The sequence below is a fragment of the Cellulomonas sp. HZM genome (genome assembly GCF_000708885.1).
Taxonomy (GTDB): Bacteria; Actinomycetota; Actinomycetes; order Actinomycetales; family Cellulomonadaceae; genus Cellulomonas.
The window spans coordinates 1-14,563 of the sequence record NZ_JEOE01000002.1 but is presented as its reverse complement, the minus strand read 5'-3'; the positions used below and the strand labels follow the sequence as shown (position 1 = coordinate 14,563).

General features: G+C 72.8%; 13 protein-coding genes. 3 read left to right on the top strand and 10 right to left on the bottom strand.

All coding sequences use genetic code 11. The annotated features are described in order from the left end of the window. The first annotated feature begins 81 nt into the window (after positions 1 to 81). Together gndA and AW16_RS0101905 are read left to right on the top strand one after the other, a co-directional pair. The gene (gndA, locus tag AW16_RS0101910) at positions 82 to 1,551 is read left to right on the top strand and encodes an NADP-dependent phosphogluconate dehydrogenase (RefSeq protein ID WP_029287704.1); all 1,470 of its coding nucleotides are present in this window, start codon (positions 82 to 84) and stop codon (positions 1,549 to 1,551) included. Next, complete coding sequence (locus AW16_RS0101905; protein ID WP_029287703.1) at positions 1,548 to 2,798, top strand: hypothetical protein; 1,251 nt, start codon at positions 1,548 to 1,550, stop codon at positions 2,796 to 2,798. Before gndA ends, AW16_RS0101905 begins: the two co-directional genes overlap by 4 nt. 52 nt (positions 2,799 to 2,850) lie before the next feature. On the opposite strand, the gene AW16_RS0101900 is transcribed toward AW16_RS0101905, so the two are convergent. The 9 genes from AW16_RS0101900 to AW16_RS0101860 all read right to left on the bottom strand — a co-directional run bounded on the left by AW16_RS0101900 (position 2,851) and on the right by AW16_RS0101860 (position 11,398). Next, a complete protein-coding gene (locus tag AW16_RS0101900; RefSeq protein ID WP_029287700.1) occupies positions 2,851 to 3,336 on the bottom strand; it encodes a hypothetical protein in 486 nt (161 codons plus the stop codon). A gap of 43 nt (positions 3,337 to 3,379) precedes the next feature. After that, the gene (locus tag AW16_RS0101895; RefSeq protein ID WP_029287698.1) at positions 3,380 to 4,444 is read right to left on the bottom strand and encodes a putative zinc-binding metallopeptidase; all 1,065 of its coding nucleotides are present in this window, start codon (positions 4,442 to 4,444) and stop codon (positions 3,380 to 3,382) included. A gap of 27 nt (positions 4,445 to 4,471) precedes the next feature. Then, positions 4,472 to 5,242, bottom strand: a complete 771-nt coding sequence (locus AW16_RS0101890) for a dihydrofolate reductase family protein (protein WP_029287697.1) — start codon at positions 5,240 to 5,242, stop codon at positions 4,472 to 4,474. 92 nt (positions 5,243 to 5,334) lie between these two features. Continuing rightward, positions 5,335 to 6,531: a uroporphyrinogen-III C-methyltransferase gene (cobA, locus tag AW16_RS0101885; RefSeq protein ID WP_029287696.1), complete on the bottom strand. Its 1,197-nt coding sequence runs from the start codon at positions 6,529 to 6,531 to the stop codon at positions 5,335 to 5,337. After that, entirely contained in the window at positions 6,528 to 7,979 is a 1,452-nt protein-coding gene (locus AW16_RS0101880) for a sulfate adenylyltransferase subunit 1 (RefSeq protein WP_029287694.1), read from the bottom strand. Before AW16_RS0101880 ends, cobA begins: the two co-directional genes overlap by 4 nt. Beyond that, on the bottom strand, positions 7,979 to 8,884 hold the full coding sequence (cysD, locus tag AW16_RS0101875) for a sulfate adenylyltransferase subunit CysD (protein WP_029287692.1): 906 nt from the start codon (positions 8,882 to 8,884) through the stop codon (positions 7,979 to 7,981). The genes AW16_RS0101880 and cysD overlap by 1 nt, the downstream gene beginning before the upstream one ends. Further along, entirely contained in the window at positions 8,881 to 9,606 is a 726-nt protein-coding gene (locus AW16_RS0101870) for a phosphoadenylyl-sulfate reductase (RefSeq protein ID WP_051681582.1), read from the bottom strand. Before AW16_RS0101870 ends, cysD begins: the two co-directional genes overlap by 4 nt. Then, the gene (locus AW16_RS18560; RefSeq protein ID WP_197021533.1) at positions 9,603 to 9,743 is read right to left on the bottom strand and encodes a hypothetical protein; all 141 of its coding nucleotides are present in this window, start codon (positions 9,741 to 9,743) and stop codon (positions 9,603 to 9,605) included. Before AW16_RS18560 ends, AW16_RS0101870 begins: the two co-directional genes overlap by 4 nt. Continuing rightward, positions 9,740 to 11,398 (bottom strand): nitrite/sulfite reductase, encoded by a 1,659-nt coding sequence (locus tag AW16_RS0101860; RefSeq protein ID WP_029287689.1) that lies wholly within the window; start codon positions 11,396 to 11,398, stop codon positions 9,740 to 9,742. The genes AW16_RS18560 and AW16_RS0101860 overlap by 4 nt, the downstream gene beginning before the upstream one ends. Positions 11,399 to 11,863: 465 nt before the next feature. Here AW16_RS0101860 and zapE point away from each other — a divergent pair, with 465 nt between their 5' ends. Beyond that, positions 11,864 to 12,955, top strand: coding sequence for a cell division protein ZapE (gene zapE / locus AW16_RS0101855; protein ID WP_034648008.1), 1,092 nt, complete (start codon positions 11,864 to 11,866; stop codon positions 12,953 to 12,955). A gap of 105 nt (positions 12,956 to 13,060) precedes the next feature. Here the strand turns inward: zapE and AW16_RS17435 are convergent. Then, on the bottom strand, positions 13,061 to 14,563 hold a 1,503-nt coding region (locus AW16_RS17435), incomplete at its 5' end, for an HNH endonuclease signature motif containing protein (RefSeq protein ID WP_081861408.1).

Genomic DNA, 14,563 nt, shown 5'->3' with positions numbered 1-14,563 from the left:
CGGCCGTCACCCGGCCCGTCCCCGCGCTGCGCGGGGTCCGGTGGCCAGGACCGGCCGACGACCAGAAGGAGCACCCCGCGCATGTCTGAGAACGCCTCCGCCGGTACCGCACCCGTCGTCGGGACCGCGCAGATCGGCGTGACCGGCCTGGCCGTCATGGGCCGGAACCTCGCGCGGAACTTCGCGCGCAACGGCTACACGGTCGCGATCCACAACCGCTCGTTCGCCAAGACCCAGTCGCTCCTGGACGACCACGGCGACGAGGGCACGTTCGTCGCCTCGGAGTCGGTCGAGGACTTCGTCGCGTCGCTCGAGCGCCCGCGCAAGGTCGTCGTCATGGTCAAGGCCGGCGACGCGACCGACGCGGTGATCGACGAGCTCGTGCCGTTCCTCGAGGAGGGCGACATCGTCGTCGACGCGGGCAACGCGCACTTCCCGGACACGATCCGCCGCGAGAACGCGCTGCGCGACAAGGGTCTGCACTTCGTCGGCTCGGGCGTCTCCGGTGGCGAGGAGGGTGCGCTGCTCGGTCCGTCGATCATGCCCGGCGGCACGCGCGAGTCGTACGAGAGCCTCGGCCCGATCCTCGAGAAGATCTCGGCGAAGGTCGACGGCGTGCCGTGCTGCACCTACGTCGGTCCGGACGGCGCCGGCCACTTCGTCAAGATGGTGCACAACGGCATCGAGTACGCCGACATGCAGCTCATCGCCGAGGCCTACGACCTGCTCAAGCAGGGGCTCGGCGCGTCGGCTGCGGAGATCGGGAAGATCTTCGAGGAGTGGAACACGGGCGACCTCGAGTCGTTCCTCATCGAGATCACCGCGGACGTCCTGCAGCACGTGGACGCGGTGACGGGCAGCGCGTTCGTCGACATCGTGCTCGACCAGGCCGAGCAGAAGGGTACCGGCCGCTGGACCGTGCAGAACGGGCTCGACCTGGGCGTGCCGATCACCGGCATCGCGGAGGCCACGTTCGCACGTGCGCTGTCCGGGGGCGTCCCGCAGCGTGAGGCCGCTCGCGGTGTGCTCCCCGCGAGCACGACGCCCTGGGACGTGACCGACCGGGACGCGTTCGTCGAGGACGTGCGCCTCGCGCTGTACGCCTCCAAGGTGGTCGCGTACTCGCAGGGCTTCGACCAGATCGCGGCCGCGTCCGAGCAGTTCGGCTGGGACATCGACCGCGGGGCCATGGCCCGCATCTGGCGCGGCGGCTGCATCATCCGCGCGCGGTTCCTCAACCGGATCACCGAGGCGTACGAGCGTGACGCGCACCTGCCGCTGCTGCTGGCCGACGAGTACTTCACGGGCGCCGTCGGCAACGGCGTCGAGGCGTGGCGACGGGTCGTCGCGGGTGCTGCGCTGCACGGCGTGCCCACTCCGGCGTTCTCCTCCTCGCTCGCGTACTACGACGGCGTGCGCGCCGAGCGGCTGCCCGCCGCGCTCATCCAGGCGCAGCGCGACTTCTTCGGCGCGCACACCTACCGGCGCACCGACCGCGAGGGCACGTTCCACACGACGTGGTCGGGCGACCGCACCGAGCAGGACGCGTGAGCCACGCCGTCCACGGGCTGCAGGGCGTGCCCCTGCAGCCCGTGATCCTCGGCGCCGACATCGGCGTCTACGCGCTGGCCCGCTCGTTCCACGAGCAGTACGGCGTGACGTCGGTGGTCGTCGCCGGTGCGGCCCTCGGGCCGGTCGCGCACTCGCGCATCGTCGAGCACGAGATCGTGGCCGACGGCCACGACCCGCGTCAGCTCGTCGACCGCCTGCTCGAGGTCGCGGCGCGTATGCCCGACCGGAGGCTGCTGCTCATGGCGAACTCCGACTGGCTCGTGCGCGTCGTCGTCGAGCACCGCGCGGAGCTCGAGCAGCACTACGTCGTACCGTTCCTCACGGCCGACCTGCTCACGCGCATCTCGGACAAGGCGACGTTCGCGGAGATCTGCGACGAGCTCGGGATCTCGGTGCCGCGCACGCTCGTGCAGACGTTCGGCGACGGCTCGCCGGACGTCGAGGTGGACCTGGAGTACCCGCTGATCGCCAAGGCGGCGAGCAGCGCGGACTACCAGGACGTCGAGTTCGTCGGGAAGAAGAAGGTCTTCGAGATCGCCTCGCCCGACGAGCTCGCGACGCTGTGGTCGGCGTTGCGCGGCGCCGGGTACCGAGGGCGGTTCGTCGTGCAGGAGCTCGTCCCGGGCGACGACACGCAGATGCGGTCGGTCACCGCGTACGTCGACACGCACGGCACGGTGACGCTGCTGTGCTCGGCGCACGTGCTGCTCGAGGAGCACACGCCGTCCGGGCTCGGCAACCCGGCCGCGATGTTCACCTACCGCGACGACGAGATGCTCGCGCAGGCGCGCCGGTTCCTCGAGGCGACGGGCTACCGCGGGTTCGCCAACTTCGACGTGAAGGTCGACCCGCGCGACGGGCGGTTCCGGTTCTTCGAGGTCAACCCGCGCATCGGCCGGAACAACTACTACGTCACCGCGGCCGGCGCCAACCCGATGCGGTTCGTGGTCGAGGACGCGGTGCTCGGCGAGCGGGTCGAGCCCGTCGTCGTCGAACGCTCGGTCCTGTACTCGATCCTGCCGCACCGCCTGCTGCTGCGGTACGTGCTCGACCCGCGGCTCGCGGCGCGCGTGCGAGCGCTGGTCAGGGCCCGCGCCACGGTGCATCCCTTGCGCTACCCGCGCGACCTGTCGCCCCGGCGCCGCGCCTACGTGTGGGCGGCTCTGGTCAACCAGGTCCGCAAGTTCCGCCGCTACTACCCGCAGGTGACGAGCACCGGGTTCTGACGGCGTCCGTGGGCGCAGCGGTGCCGGGCACGAGCGCCCGGCACCGCGGGCGTCAGCCCAGCTCGGACGTGCCCGAGTACACGTGGAGCACCGGCAAGTGGAGCTCGTCGCGCGCACGCGACGCCCAGTCGCGGTGGAACGTGTCCTCGACCATGTGCGGGTAGGTGACGACCGCGACCTCGCGGACGTCACCGGCAGCCACGGCCGCCCGGAGCGCGGGCAGCGGGTCGTCGTCGACGACCTCGCCCGAGGCCTCCCGGCCCGCGGCACGGAGCTCGGCGAGGCTGGACTCGAGCTGCTCGGACGCGGTCGCCTTCGCCTCGCGGACGCTGGGCTCCTTGCCGACGAGGCGCTCGAAGGCCTCCTTGAGCTCACCGAGCCCCAGGTTGTCGACGATCGTCGGGATCAGCGGCCGGTCCGAGTCCGCAGGGACGAGCACGCGGTACGCCAGCACCTCGCCCTCGTGCAGCGCGAGCAGGTGCTCGATGTCGACGGGGGCGAGCGTGTCCTCCGTGAGGACCAGGATCGTGTCGGTCACGGGCCGAGCCTAGTCGGCGGCCGACATGCCCGGCGTCCGCGGCTCAGGCGACGATCGGGTCCGGGACACGCGACGCGGCGACCACGCGGTGCACGAACGCGAGCTTGCGCGCGACCGCGTCGACGATGCCGAACGGGTACAGGTCCGCCTTGCCCATCGCGCGGTTGACCCGGTTGAAGAACGCCGCGAGCGGGAGCCAGTCGTCGAGCAGCTCGGCCATCGTGGCGTCGGCGTAGCTCGCACGTGGTGCCACCGCGCGGCGGTCCGGGTCGAGCGACGAGTCGAGGACCGCGTCACCGTGGAGCTCGAGGCCACCGGCGGCAGCGACCGTGAGGGTGTCGTGCATGTGCAGGTAGTGGGCGAAGCACTCCGCGAAGTCCTCCCACGGGTGCATCGTCGCGTACTCGGAGATGTGGGTGTCGACCCAGTCGGCCGGTGCTCCCTCGCGGTAGTGACGGGCGATCGCGTCGCGGTACGAGGCGCGTTCGTCCCCGAACAGCTCGCGGCACTCGTCGATCCACGCGGTCTGCTCGACGAGGACCCACTCGAAGTAGTGCCCCACCTCGTGCCGGAAGTGCCCGAGCATCGTGCGGTACGGCTCGCCGAGGCTGACGCGCAGGGCCTCGCGGTGCGCGTCGAGCGACTCGGCGAGGTCGATCGTGACGATGCCGTTCGCGTGCCCGATCGTGACGCGCTCGCCGTCCGAGCGCGACGACACCAGGTCGAAGCCCAGACCGCCCTCGCGCTCGTACCACGGGCGCACCGGCAGACCCAGCTCGGCGAGCTGCAGCAGGAGGCGGCGCTTGTCGGTCGACGTCGTGGCGAGCGCCTCGAGCGCGAGCGTGTCGCCCTCGTCGGGCCTGCGCCGCGTCAGCCGGCAGGAGAAGCACGTGCCGGCGCCCGAGTCGGCCCGGACGAGCCAGTTGCAGCCCCACGGCCGGTTGCCGCACGGGTACCACCACTGCCCGTCGACCTCGGCGCCCTGGGTCGGCGCCGGGTGGAACGTCCGGCTCGTCGGGTGCAGGCCGACCTCGAGCCCGCAGGCGTCGCACGTGGTCGACTCGATCAGCGTCGTCGCCCCGCACCGGGGACAGCGGAAGTCGCGCACGCGCGCGAACCTACCGGGTGACCAGGGTCAGCCGCGCAGCGTCCACCGGCCGAGCAGCACACCGTCCGCGTGGAGCAGGTGCACGGGACGCAGCTCGCGCACGGGTCGCAGCCACTGTGCGGTGTCGAGCACCCGCGGCGCGGGGCCGCCCACGACGACCGGGCTCCACGTGAGGAAGAGCTCGTCGAGGAGATCGGCTGCGACGAGCGCCGACAGCAGCGTCGGGCCGCCTTCCGTGACGACCCTCGTGAGCCCGTCGGCCGCGAGGACGTCGAGCGCCGCCGGGAGGTCGACCCCGTCCGGGCCGCCGGTCACGACGACGTGGTCGTCACCGACGCGCGCCCGCAGCTCGTCGAGGGCGGGGCAGCCGGGGGTCGTGAGGACGTACGGCGGGCGGTCGGACGCGAGGAGCCGGTCGGGGACGTCGCCGGTGAGCGTCGCCACGGCGAGCTCGACGGTCTCGCGGCGACCACGGGCCCGACGCTCGGCGGCGAGCGCGGCGGGCAGCGAGAGGCTGCCGTACCGCTCCTGGCGCACCGTTCCCGCGCCCACGAGGACCACGTCGGCGAGCGTGCGCAGGGCCTCGAACACCCGCAGGTCGGCGGGCCCGTTGATCGAGCCCGTGACATGGTCGGGACCCGTCGCGCCGCCGTCGAGCGTCGAGATCATGTTCGCCCTGACCCACGGGCCGTCCGCGTCGAGCAGGTCGAGAAGCTCGTGCTCGCCGGCCGCGGGTGCGATGCGCGCACCCGCGCGGTCCGTGGGGAGCAGCACGTCGAGCGCGGGGGAGTCGGTCACGTCGGTCACGCTAGGCGACCCGGCGCACGGGTGCGCGACGTGAGGGGTGCTCGCACGGTGTGCCCGGGCCGCGGTGTCGGCGCGTGCGCGCGTCAGCCGCCGAGCACGTCGGCGAGCGCGGCGACCTCGCCGACGACGACGACGGCGGGATTGCCCACGCCTCGCGCGAGGGCGACGTCGGCGATCGTCGCGAGCGTGCCCGTCGTCGTCCGCTGGGCGGGCAGGGTGCCGTTCTCGACGACGGCGACCGGCGTGGCGGGGTCCTTGCCGTGCGCTACGAGGGCCGCGGTGTGCGCGGCGAGCCGCCCCACACCCATGAGCAGCACGAGCGTGCCGTCGAGACGCGCGAGCGCCGACCAGTCGGGCTCGTCGTCGTGCGCGGACAGGATCGTCACCTGACGCGAGAGCCCGCGATGCGTCACGGGCACGCCCGCGGTGCCGGGCACCGCGATCGCCGACGTCACGCCGGGGACGACGTCGACGTGCACGCCCGCCTCGAGGCATGCCGCGAGCTCCTCGCCACCGCGTCCGAGCACGAACGGGTCGCCACCCTTGAGCCGGACCACGCGCAGGCCGGCCCGCGCACGCTCGACCAGCAGCTCGTTGATCTGGTGCTGCGTGAGGGTGTGCGCGTGGGGGGCCTTGCCGGCCTCGACCACCTCGACCTCCGGGTCGAGCTCGTCGAGCAGGGCCCGCGGTGCGAGGCGGTCGACGACGACGACGTCGGCCTCGGCGAGCGCTCGTCGGCCGCGCGTCGTGATGAGGCCGGGGTCGCCGGGACCGCCGCCGACGAGGGAGACGTGGCCCGCGCCCGGCCGTCGTCGGCGCACGGGGAGTGCGCCGGTGTCGAGCAGCAGCGCGATCGCGGAGCGGAGCGTGGCCGCGCGTCGAGGGTCGCCGCCGGTCGTCACGGCCACGGCGACGTCGCCCGAACGTGCGACGGCGGGCGTCCACGCGGGGGAAGCCGTGGCGTCGTCGGCCCGCACGCACCACACGCGCGACGCCTCGGCGTCGGCCGCCACGGCGTCGTCGACCGCACGGTCCCCGGTCGCGGTGTGCACGAGCCACGCGCCGTCGAGGTCCGTCGCGAGGTAGTCGCGCTGCGCCCAGCGGACGGCGCGGCGCGCGACCAGGTCGGCGACGTCCTCGCACACCGCGGGCGCGACGACGAGCACGTCGGCGCCGTCCTCGACGAGGCGTGCGGCACGCCGTGCCGCGACCGGACCGCCGCCGACGACGAGCACGCGCCGACCGGCGAGGTCCACCCACAGGGCGTGCCGGTCGGTCATATCCCGGCCCCGGCCAACCAGTCGGCCTCGTCCGCCGGGTCGTCCTGCGGCGCGAGCCGGTCCAGCAACGTCGCGCCGACCATGCCGGCGGCGAGCGTCGAGCCGTCCGCGGGGTCGACGAGGAGGAACCCGCCCGTGCGGCGGTGCTCGGCGTAGTCGTCGAGCGGCACGGCGTCCGCGAGCCGCAGCGTCACGCGGCCGATCGCGTTGAGCCCGAGCGCGCTCGGCGCGGCGTCCGACGAGGTGTCGGTCGCATCGACAGCGTGCAGCGTGTCCACGCCGGTGAAGCGTTCGACGACCAGGCCGTCGACGTCGAGGCGCGCGTCGACCTCCCGCAGCAGCGCCCGCACCGTGCGGGTGCCGATGCGGACCAGGACACGCTGGCCCAGGACCGAGCGGCGCTCGGCCAGCCAGCACACGGTCCCGCGCAGCTCCTGCGCGACCGTGACCTGCGCACCCGTGGGCACGACGAGGTCACCGCGTGCGACGTCCACGTCGTCGGCCAGCCGCAGCGTGACCGAGCGGGGTGCGTGCGCCTCGTCGAGCGGGCCGTCGAACGTGTCGATGCCGGTCACGACGCTCGACTTGCCCGAGGGCAGGACCGTGACCTCGTCGCCCACCCGGACGACGCCCGACGCGATCTTGCCCGCGTAGCCGCGGTAGTCCGGGTGCTCGCTCGTGCGAGGCCGGATGACGACCTGGACGGGGAACCGGAACGCCTCGGTGCCCGGGTCGCGCAGCACGGGGACCACCTCGAGGTGCTCGAGCAGCGTCGGTCCGTCGTACCAGGGCGTGCGCGCCGAGCGCTCGACGACGTTGTCGCCGTCGAGCGCCGAGAGGGGGACCGCGACGACGTCGTCCAGGCCGACCTGCGCGGCGTACGCGGCGAACTCGTCGGCGATCGAGCGGAACGTCGCCTCGTCGAAACCCACGAGATCCATCTTGTTGACCGCGAGCACCACGTGCGGCACGCCCAGCAGCGCGGTGATCGTCGCGTGCCGGCGTGTCTGCTCGAGCACGCCCTTGCGGGCGTCGACGAGGACGATCGCGAGCTCCGCGGTCGAGGCGCCGGTGACCATGTTGCGCGTGTATTGCACGTGCCCGGGGGTGTCCGCGAGGACGAAGGCGCGCGTGGCGGTCGAGAAGTAGCGGTACGCCACGTCGATCGTGATGCCCTGCTCACGCTCGGAACGGAGCCCGTCCGTGAGCAGCGCGAGGTCGACAGCGCCGCCCCCGCGCGCTGCGGTCGCCCGCTCGACGGCCGCGAGCTGGTCGGCCAGGACCGACTTCGTGTCGTACAGCAGGCGACCGATGAGGGTGCTCTTGCCGTCGTCGACCGATCCCGCCGTGGCGAGGCGCAGCAGGTCGCGCTGCGTGTGGTCCGCCGTGCGCTCGGACGCGACGACGGTCTCGTCAGCGAGGTCGGTGGTGCCGGGTGCCGTCGTCATCAGAAGTAGCCCTCACGCTTGCGGTCCTCCATGGCGGCCTCGGAGGCCCGGTCGTCGGCGCGCGTCGCCCCGCGCTCGGTGAGGCGGCTCGCCGCCACCTCGGCGATGACGTCGGCGACGGTCGACGCGACCGACTCGACCGCGCCGGTGCAGCTCATGTCGCCGACCGTGCGGTAGCGCACGGCGCGGGTCTCGAGCACCTCGTCGGCGCGCGGGCCGCCCCAGTCCCCGGGGGCCAACCACATCCCGTCGCGCAGGAACACCTCGCGCTCGTGCGTGTAGTAGATCGACGGCAGGTCGATCTCCTCGCGCTCGATGTAGCGCCACACGTCGAGCTCGGTCCAGTTGGACAGCGGGAAGACGCGCACGTGCTCGCCGGGCTTGTGGCGGCCGTTGTACAGGTCCCACAGCTCGGGGCGCTGACGGCGCGGGTCCCACTGGCCGAACTCGTCGCGCAGGGAGAACACCCGCTCCTTGGCGCGGGCCTTCTCCTCGTCGCGGCGTCCGCCGCCGAACACCGCGTCGAACCGGTGCTGCGTGATGCCGTCGAGGAGGGGCACGGTCTGCAACGGGTTGCGCGAGCCGTCGGGGCGCTCGACGACGCGGCCGTCGTCGATGGCGTCCTGGACGCTCGCGACGACGAGGCGCAGGCCGTACCGCTCGACCACGTCGTCCCGGTAGTCGATGACCTCCGGGAAGTTGTGGCCGGTGTCGACGTGCATGAGCGTGAACGGCACCGGCGAGGGCCAGAAGGCCTTGCGCGCCAGGTGCAGCATCACGATCGAGTCCTTGCCGCCGCTGAACAGCAGCACCGGACGCTCGAACTCGCCCGCGACCTCGCGCATCACGTGGACCGCCTCGGACTCGAGTGCGTCCAGCTGGGTGAACGTGGGGGAGAGCGTCATGTGTGCAGACCGCATTCCGTCTTGGAGGTGCCGGACCAGCGACCGGCCCGCGGGTCCTCGCCCGGGGCCACGGCGCGCGTGCAGGGGGCGCAGCCGATCGACGTGTAGCCGACCTGGCGCAGCGGGTTGAGGACCACGTGCTCGGCCTCGACGTACTCGTCGACCTGCTCCTGCGTCCACGCCGCGAGGGGGTTGAGCTTGACCATGTGCCGCTTGTCGTCCCAGCCGACGACCGAGATGTCGGTGCGCGTCGGGGCGTCCTCACGGCGCATGCCGGTGACCCATGCGGTGTAGGGCGCGAGCGCGCGCTCGAGCGGCTCGACCTTGCGCAGTGCGCAGCACAGGTTGGGGTCGCGGTCGTGCAGTCGCGGACCGTGCTCGGCATCCTGCTGCTCGACCGTCGCGAGCGGCAGGATCGTGCGCAGCGTGACGTCGGTGAACTCGGCGTAGTAGTCGCGCGTGCCGAGCGTCTCCGCGAAGTGGTAACCGGTGTCGAGGAACACGACGTCGATGCCCGGCGCTGCCTTGGCGGCCATGTGCACGAGGATCTCGTCGCCCATCGACGACGCGACCACCACGTCCTGCCCGAACGTGCGGGCGGCCCACGCGAGGATCTCCTTCGGGTGCGCACCCTCGAGCTCGCGGCCCGCCTGCTCGGCGAGCTGCCGCAGCGCAGGCAGGTCCCGCACCTCGCTCTCGTGCTTCCGGTCGGTGACCGTCATGCCTTCACCCCCACGAATCGCAACCCGAACACCCGTGCGCACGAGCGGCACTCCCACTCGCCGTGCTTGTCGCCAGCGGGGAACAGGTCCTCGCTCGCGCAGAACGGGCAGAAGTAGGGGACGGCGCGCTCGGTCATCGCAGGTCCTCCTCGTCGGCCCGGGCTGCCCACTGGGCGAACAGCTCGCCCTCGGTGCGCTGCTCGTCGAAACGTCGCGTCACGCGCTCCACGTAGTCGGGCAGCTCGTGAGCGGGAACGCGCAGGCCGCGCAGGGTCTTCCCGAGGCCGCTCGTGAGCCCGAGCCCGCCGCCGAGGTGGACCTGGTAGCCGTCCTCGCCGCCGGCGAGCGCACCCTTGAGGCCGATGTCGGCCGTCTGGATGCGCGCGCACGAGTTGGGGCAGCCGTTGAGGTTGATCGTGATCGGCTGGTCGAACGTGGGCAGCCGGTCCTCGAGCTCGGCGACGAGCGCCGTGGCGCGCGCCTTGGTCTCGACGATCGCCAGCTTGCAGAACTCGATGCCGGTGCACGCGAGCGTCCCGCGACGGAACGTCGACGCGCTGCGCACGGCGAGCCCGAGGTCCTCGAGACCCTCGACGAGCTCGTCGACCAGGTCCGGCGCCACGTCGAGCACGACGAGCTTCTGCTCGACCGTCAGCCTCAGCCGGTCCGAGCCGGCGCGCTCCATGACGTCCGCCAGCCGCAGGAGCAGCGGGCCCGACACGCGACCGACCGTGGGCGCGGCACCGACGTAGAAGTTCCCGTCGACCTGCGGGTGCACGCCGACGTGGTCGCGGCGGCCCGTCGGCGGCGGCGGAGGCTCGGGCCCGTCGGGCAGCGTGTAGCCGAGGTACTCGCCCTCGAGCACCTGCCGGAACAGCTCGGCGCCCCAGTCCGCGACGAGGAACTTCAGGCGGGCGCGGGTGCGCAGCCGGCGGTAGCCGTAGTCACGGAAGATGCCGACGACACCGGTCCACACCTCGGGGATCCGCTCGAGCGAGACGAAGGCGCCGAGGCGCACGCCCAGCTTGGGGTTGGTGGACAGCCCGCCCCCGACCCACAGGTCGAAGCCGGGGCCGAGCTCGGGGTGCACCACGCCGATGAACGCGACGTCGTTGATCTCGTGCGCGACGTCGTGGTGCGGCGAGCCGGAGATCGCGGTCTTGAACTTGCGCGGGAGGTTCGAGAAGCGCGGGTCGCCGATGAAGTTCTCGGCGATCACGCGGACCGCGGGCGTGCCGTCGATGATCTCGTCGGCCGCGACGCCCGCGACGGGGGAGCCGAGCACGACGCGCGGGGTGTCGCCGCACGCCTCCTGCGTCGAGAGCCCGACGGCCTCGAGCCGCTCCCAGATCGTCGGGACGTCCTCGATGCGGATCCAGTGGAGCTGGATGTTCTGACGGTCGGTGATGTCGGCGGTGTCCCGGCCGAACTCGACGGAGATCTGCGCGATCGTCCGCAGCTGCTCGAGCGAGAGCGCCCCGCCGTCGCACCGCACCCGGAGCATGAAGTACTCGTCGTCGAGCTCGTGCGGCTCGAGCGTCGCGGTCTTGCCGCCGTCGATCCCGGGCTTGCGCTGCGTGTACAGGCCCCACCAGCGCATGCGGCCGCGCAGGTCGTTCGGGTCGATCGACGCGAAGCCCTCACGCGAGTACACGTCGATGATGCGCTGACGGACGTTGAGCCCGTCGTCGTCCTGCTTGAACTGCTCGTTGCCGTTGAGGGGCTCGCGCTGGTCGAAGGCCCACTGGCCCTCGTTGCGGGCCGCGGGGGGTGCGATGCGGGTCTGCGCCATGTGGCGCTACCTCCGGAGAAGGTCGTGGACGTGCGGCTGCACCCTGACGTCCGGCGAGGACGTCACCATGGGGCGCGGACCGCGCGCCCGTGGATCTGGGGGGACGGGGCGGGTCAGAGGCTCCGCTGACAGCAGCACATGCACATGTGACCGCCGAGAGCGCGCACGGCTCCGCCACGACAGCAGCGGGGGGCGCTCGAGGGGGTCACGTGACGAGGCTGACAGACGATCCGCATCACCGGAACCGCTCTTCCGACATGTGAGACGAGTGCGCCGAAGTATGGACAACGGTCCGTCTCACTGCGTTGCCCGGAGCGCGGCTGAAGGGCCGTGATCATCGCGCTCCGCGCGGGCGGGCGCGTCGGTCACGCGCCGTCGTCGCACGGTTCGGTCGGCGGACGTGTGGCGGGGACCACGTCGCGCGCGGCCTCCCATGATCGCGCCGCGTACGTACCCTGGGTCACCGTGAGCCTCGCACCCGACCAGCGTCCGGCGCAGCCCCGTGCGACCGACGACGCTGCGGCACCTGCCCTCGTCGGCCGGCTGCCGCACGTGCCGGCCGACCGGCTCGTCGCCGAGCTCGTCCCGCCTCGTCACTTCGCCGGCGCATCGTTCGACTCGTACGTCCCCGACCCGCGCTTCGGCTCGCAGGCGACGACGGTCACCCGCCTGCGACGCGCGGCGGACCAGATCGACGCCGCGGGTCGGCGTCGGCTGCTGCGCCGTGCCGAGCCGGTGGCGATCTACCTCGACGGCGGGTTCGGCGTCGGCAAGACGCACCTGCTCGCATCGCTCGCGCACGCCGTCGGCACCGAGCGCACGGCCTACGGCACGTTCGTCGAGTACACCAACCTCGTGGGCGCCCTCGGATTCCTGCCGACCGTCGAGGCGCTCGCCGCGCACCGACTCGTGTGCATCGACGAGTTCGAGCTCGACGACCCGGGGGACACCGTCCTGATGTCGCGGCTGCTGCGCGAGCTAGCGGATCGTGGGGTCGCGCTCGCGGCGACGTCCAACACGCTGCCGGACGCGCTCGGCGAGGGAAGGTTCGCAGCGGACGACTTCCTGCGTGAGATCCAGGCGCTGTCCTCGCGGTTCGAGGTCACGCGCGTGGACGGGGAGGACTACCGGCACCGTGCGGTCCGCACGGACGAGGCGGTGCTGTCGGACGACGACGTGCGTGCGGCGGTCGCCGGGCTCCGGGCCGACGACGCGAGCACGCACGTCGCGGGCGCCGTGACTCTCGACGGGTTCGCCCAGCTCCTCGAGCACCTGAGCCGCGTCCACCCGAGTCGGTACGGTGCGCTGCTCGACGGTGTCGGCCTCGCGGCGATCACCGGCCTCGGCCCGGTGCCGACGCAGGACGTGGCGCTGCGGGTCGTCGTGCTCGTCGACCGGCTCTACGACCGCGACATCTCCGTGCTCCTCGGCGGTGCCGGGGCGGGTGCGCTGTTCTCCGCGGAGATGCTGGCCGGGGGCTACCGCAAGAAGTACTTCCGCGCGTTGTCGCGTCTGGGCGAGCTCGCAGCCGTGGGAGCGGCGCGCATCGCTCGCTGAGCCGAGCGCGCGGGCGACGGCCAGAACGCTGTCGGCCGCGGTGGACCAACCAAGCCGTTGCTCGTCGCTGATCATCGCTCGGCGACGTGCCTCGCGGCACGTGTCTCAGGCCGCGGCGCCGGGTCGTCGTGGTTCGTTGACGACGGTGCCGTCGCTGGTGCGTCGGAACGTGTAGGTCGAGCGAGGTCGGCCGAGCGGTGGCAGCCCGTCCGTGGCGTGGTCGTCGCTGTCCGTGACGTGATCGCGAGGTCCTCGCGGGTGGTGGGGGAGCACGGAGCTGCCGGGCGTGTCGGGGCCACCGGCTGTCACGTGTGCGGGCGCGCCGGGTTGGCCGACCGGGTGGTCGGGTGGTGTGTCGCTGTTCTCGATGCGTGGTCGTCGCCGCCCGGGCTTCCGTGGGGGCGGTGGTTGGTGGCGTTCGATGGTGAGGTCGTGTTCGTGGACGCGGTGGTGGTGGTAGTCGCAGAGCATCACGGCGTTCTCGAGGGAGGTTTCGCCGTTGTCTCGGTCCCACCAGCGGATGTGGTGGATCTCGGTGAACCGGGCGGGTGTCTCGCACCCGTTCCATGCGCATCCTTGGTCCCGCACGGTCACGGCCCGCCGGTGCGCCCCGGTGTACACCCGGGCGGTCCGTCCCAGGTCGACGGGCACGTTGTCCGCGGTGATCGCGATCCTCGTGATGTCGCAGTCGCACAACGCCTTGGCCAGCTCCGAGAGCGCCACCGGTGTCCCGTCCTCCAGCGTCGGTGCGGGCACCCCGGCGAGCCCGGCGGCCAGGTGCCCCGCAGCCGAGCGGGTGGTGATGAGCTCACCGTCGGCGGTGCGCGGACCGGGCAGCTCGGAGAACAACGAGTTGGTCTCGCCCGCAACGTCGGGCACGCCGCTCACGCCACCGCCGCTGCTGCCGCGTGGCGCGGGACGTGTGTCGTCCTGCGGCCGGCCGCGGCCGTCGGCGCGGCGGGCGTGGTGGATGCGGCCGGTCTCTCCGGCCAGGCCGGCACGGTGCAGCTCGACCATGGTCTCGGCAGGGACGATCAACGAGATGTGCGGCCGGTTGCGCACCCCGGACAGCCCGCCACCGGTCTTGCCGGTGCGCGCGCCAGCGCCAACGCCGGTCGAACCGACCAGGCCCGCACCGGTCGTCCCACCGGCACCGCTGCCGACGGCGTCCTTGCCGCCGGCGCCGGTACCGGCACCCACGCCCGTGCCGCCGCCACTCGCACCGCTCTCACCCGTGCCGCACCCGAGCGCGTGGGCTGCGATCGTCCCCAGGGCGTCGGCGCGGCGTTGCTGCCCGGTGCGTTCGTCCCCCTCGACCCGCGGCGAGGCCGCCTCCAGGGCGAGGCGTAACGCGTGCCCGGTGGTGGCGTCCAGGAACCCGGTGACCTTGACCCCCGTGCCGTGACCGGACAGGTTGAAGAACCGGTCCCGCCGGGCCTGGTCGTGCTCGTCCTGCACCCGGCCCGGGTCGAAGACAGCCGCGTACTCCAGGATCGTCCTGCGGGTCTGCACCGGTGTCATACCCGTGACCGCCTCAGTGAACCTCGCCTGCGCGGCCGGGTCCGCCAACGCCTCCCGCAACCCCTGCGGCCCCTCAGCGGTGACCTG

Bases quoted from the DNA above. Each gene is read 5' to 3' on its own strand.
- gndA (WP_029287704.1), top strand. From the start codon at position 82: ATGTCTGAGAACGCCTCCGCCGGTACCGCACCCGTCGTCGGGACCGCG.
- cobA (WP_029287696.1), bottom strand. From the start codon at position 6,531: ATGACCGACCGGCACGCCCTGTGGGTGGACCTCGCCGGTCGGCGCGTG.
- AW16_RS0101880 (WP_029287694.1), bottom strand. From the start codon at position 7,979: ATGACGACGGCACCCGGCACCACCGACCTCGCTGACGAGACCGTCGTC.
- cysD (WP_029287692.1), bottom strand. From the start codon at position 8,884: ATGACGCTCTCCCCCACGTTCACCCAGCTGGACGCACTCGAGTCCGAG.
- AW16_RS0101870 (WP_051681582.1), bottom strand. From the start codon at position 9,606: ATGACGGTCACCGACCGGAAGCACGAGAGCGAGGTGCGGGACCTGCCT.
- AW16_RS18560 (WP_197021533.1), bottom strand. From the start codon at position 9,743: ATGACCGAGCGCGCCGTCCCCTACTTCTGCCCGTTCTGCGCGAGCGAG.
- AW16_RS0101860 (WP_029287689.1), bottom strand. From the start codon at position 11,398: ATGGCGCAGACCCGCATCGCACCCCCCGCGGCCCGCAACGAGGGCCAG.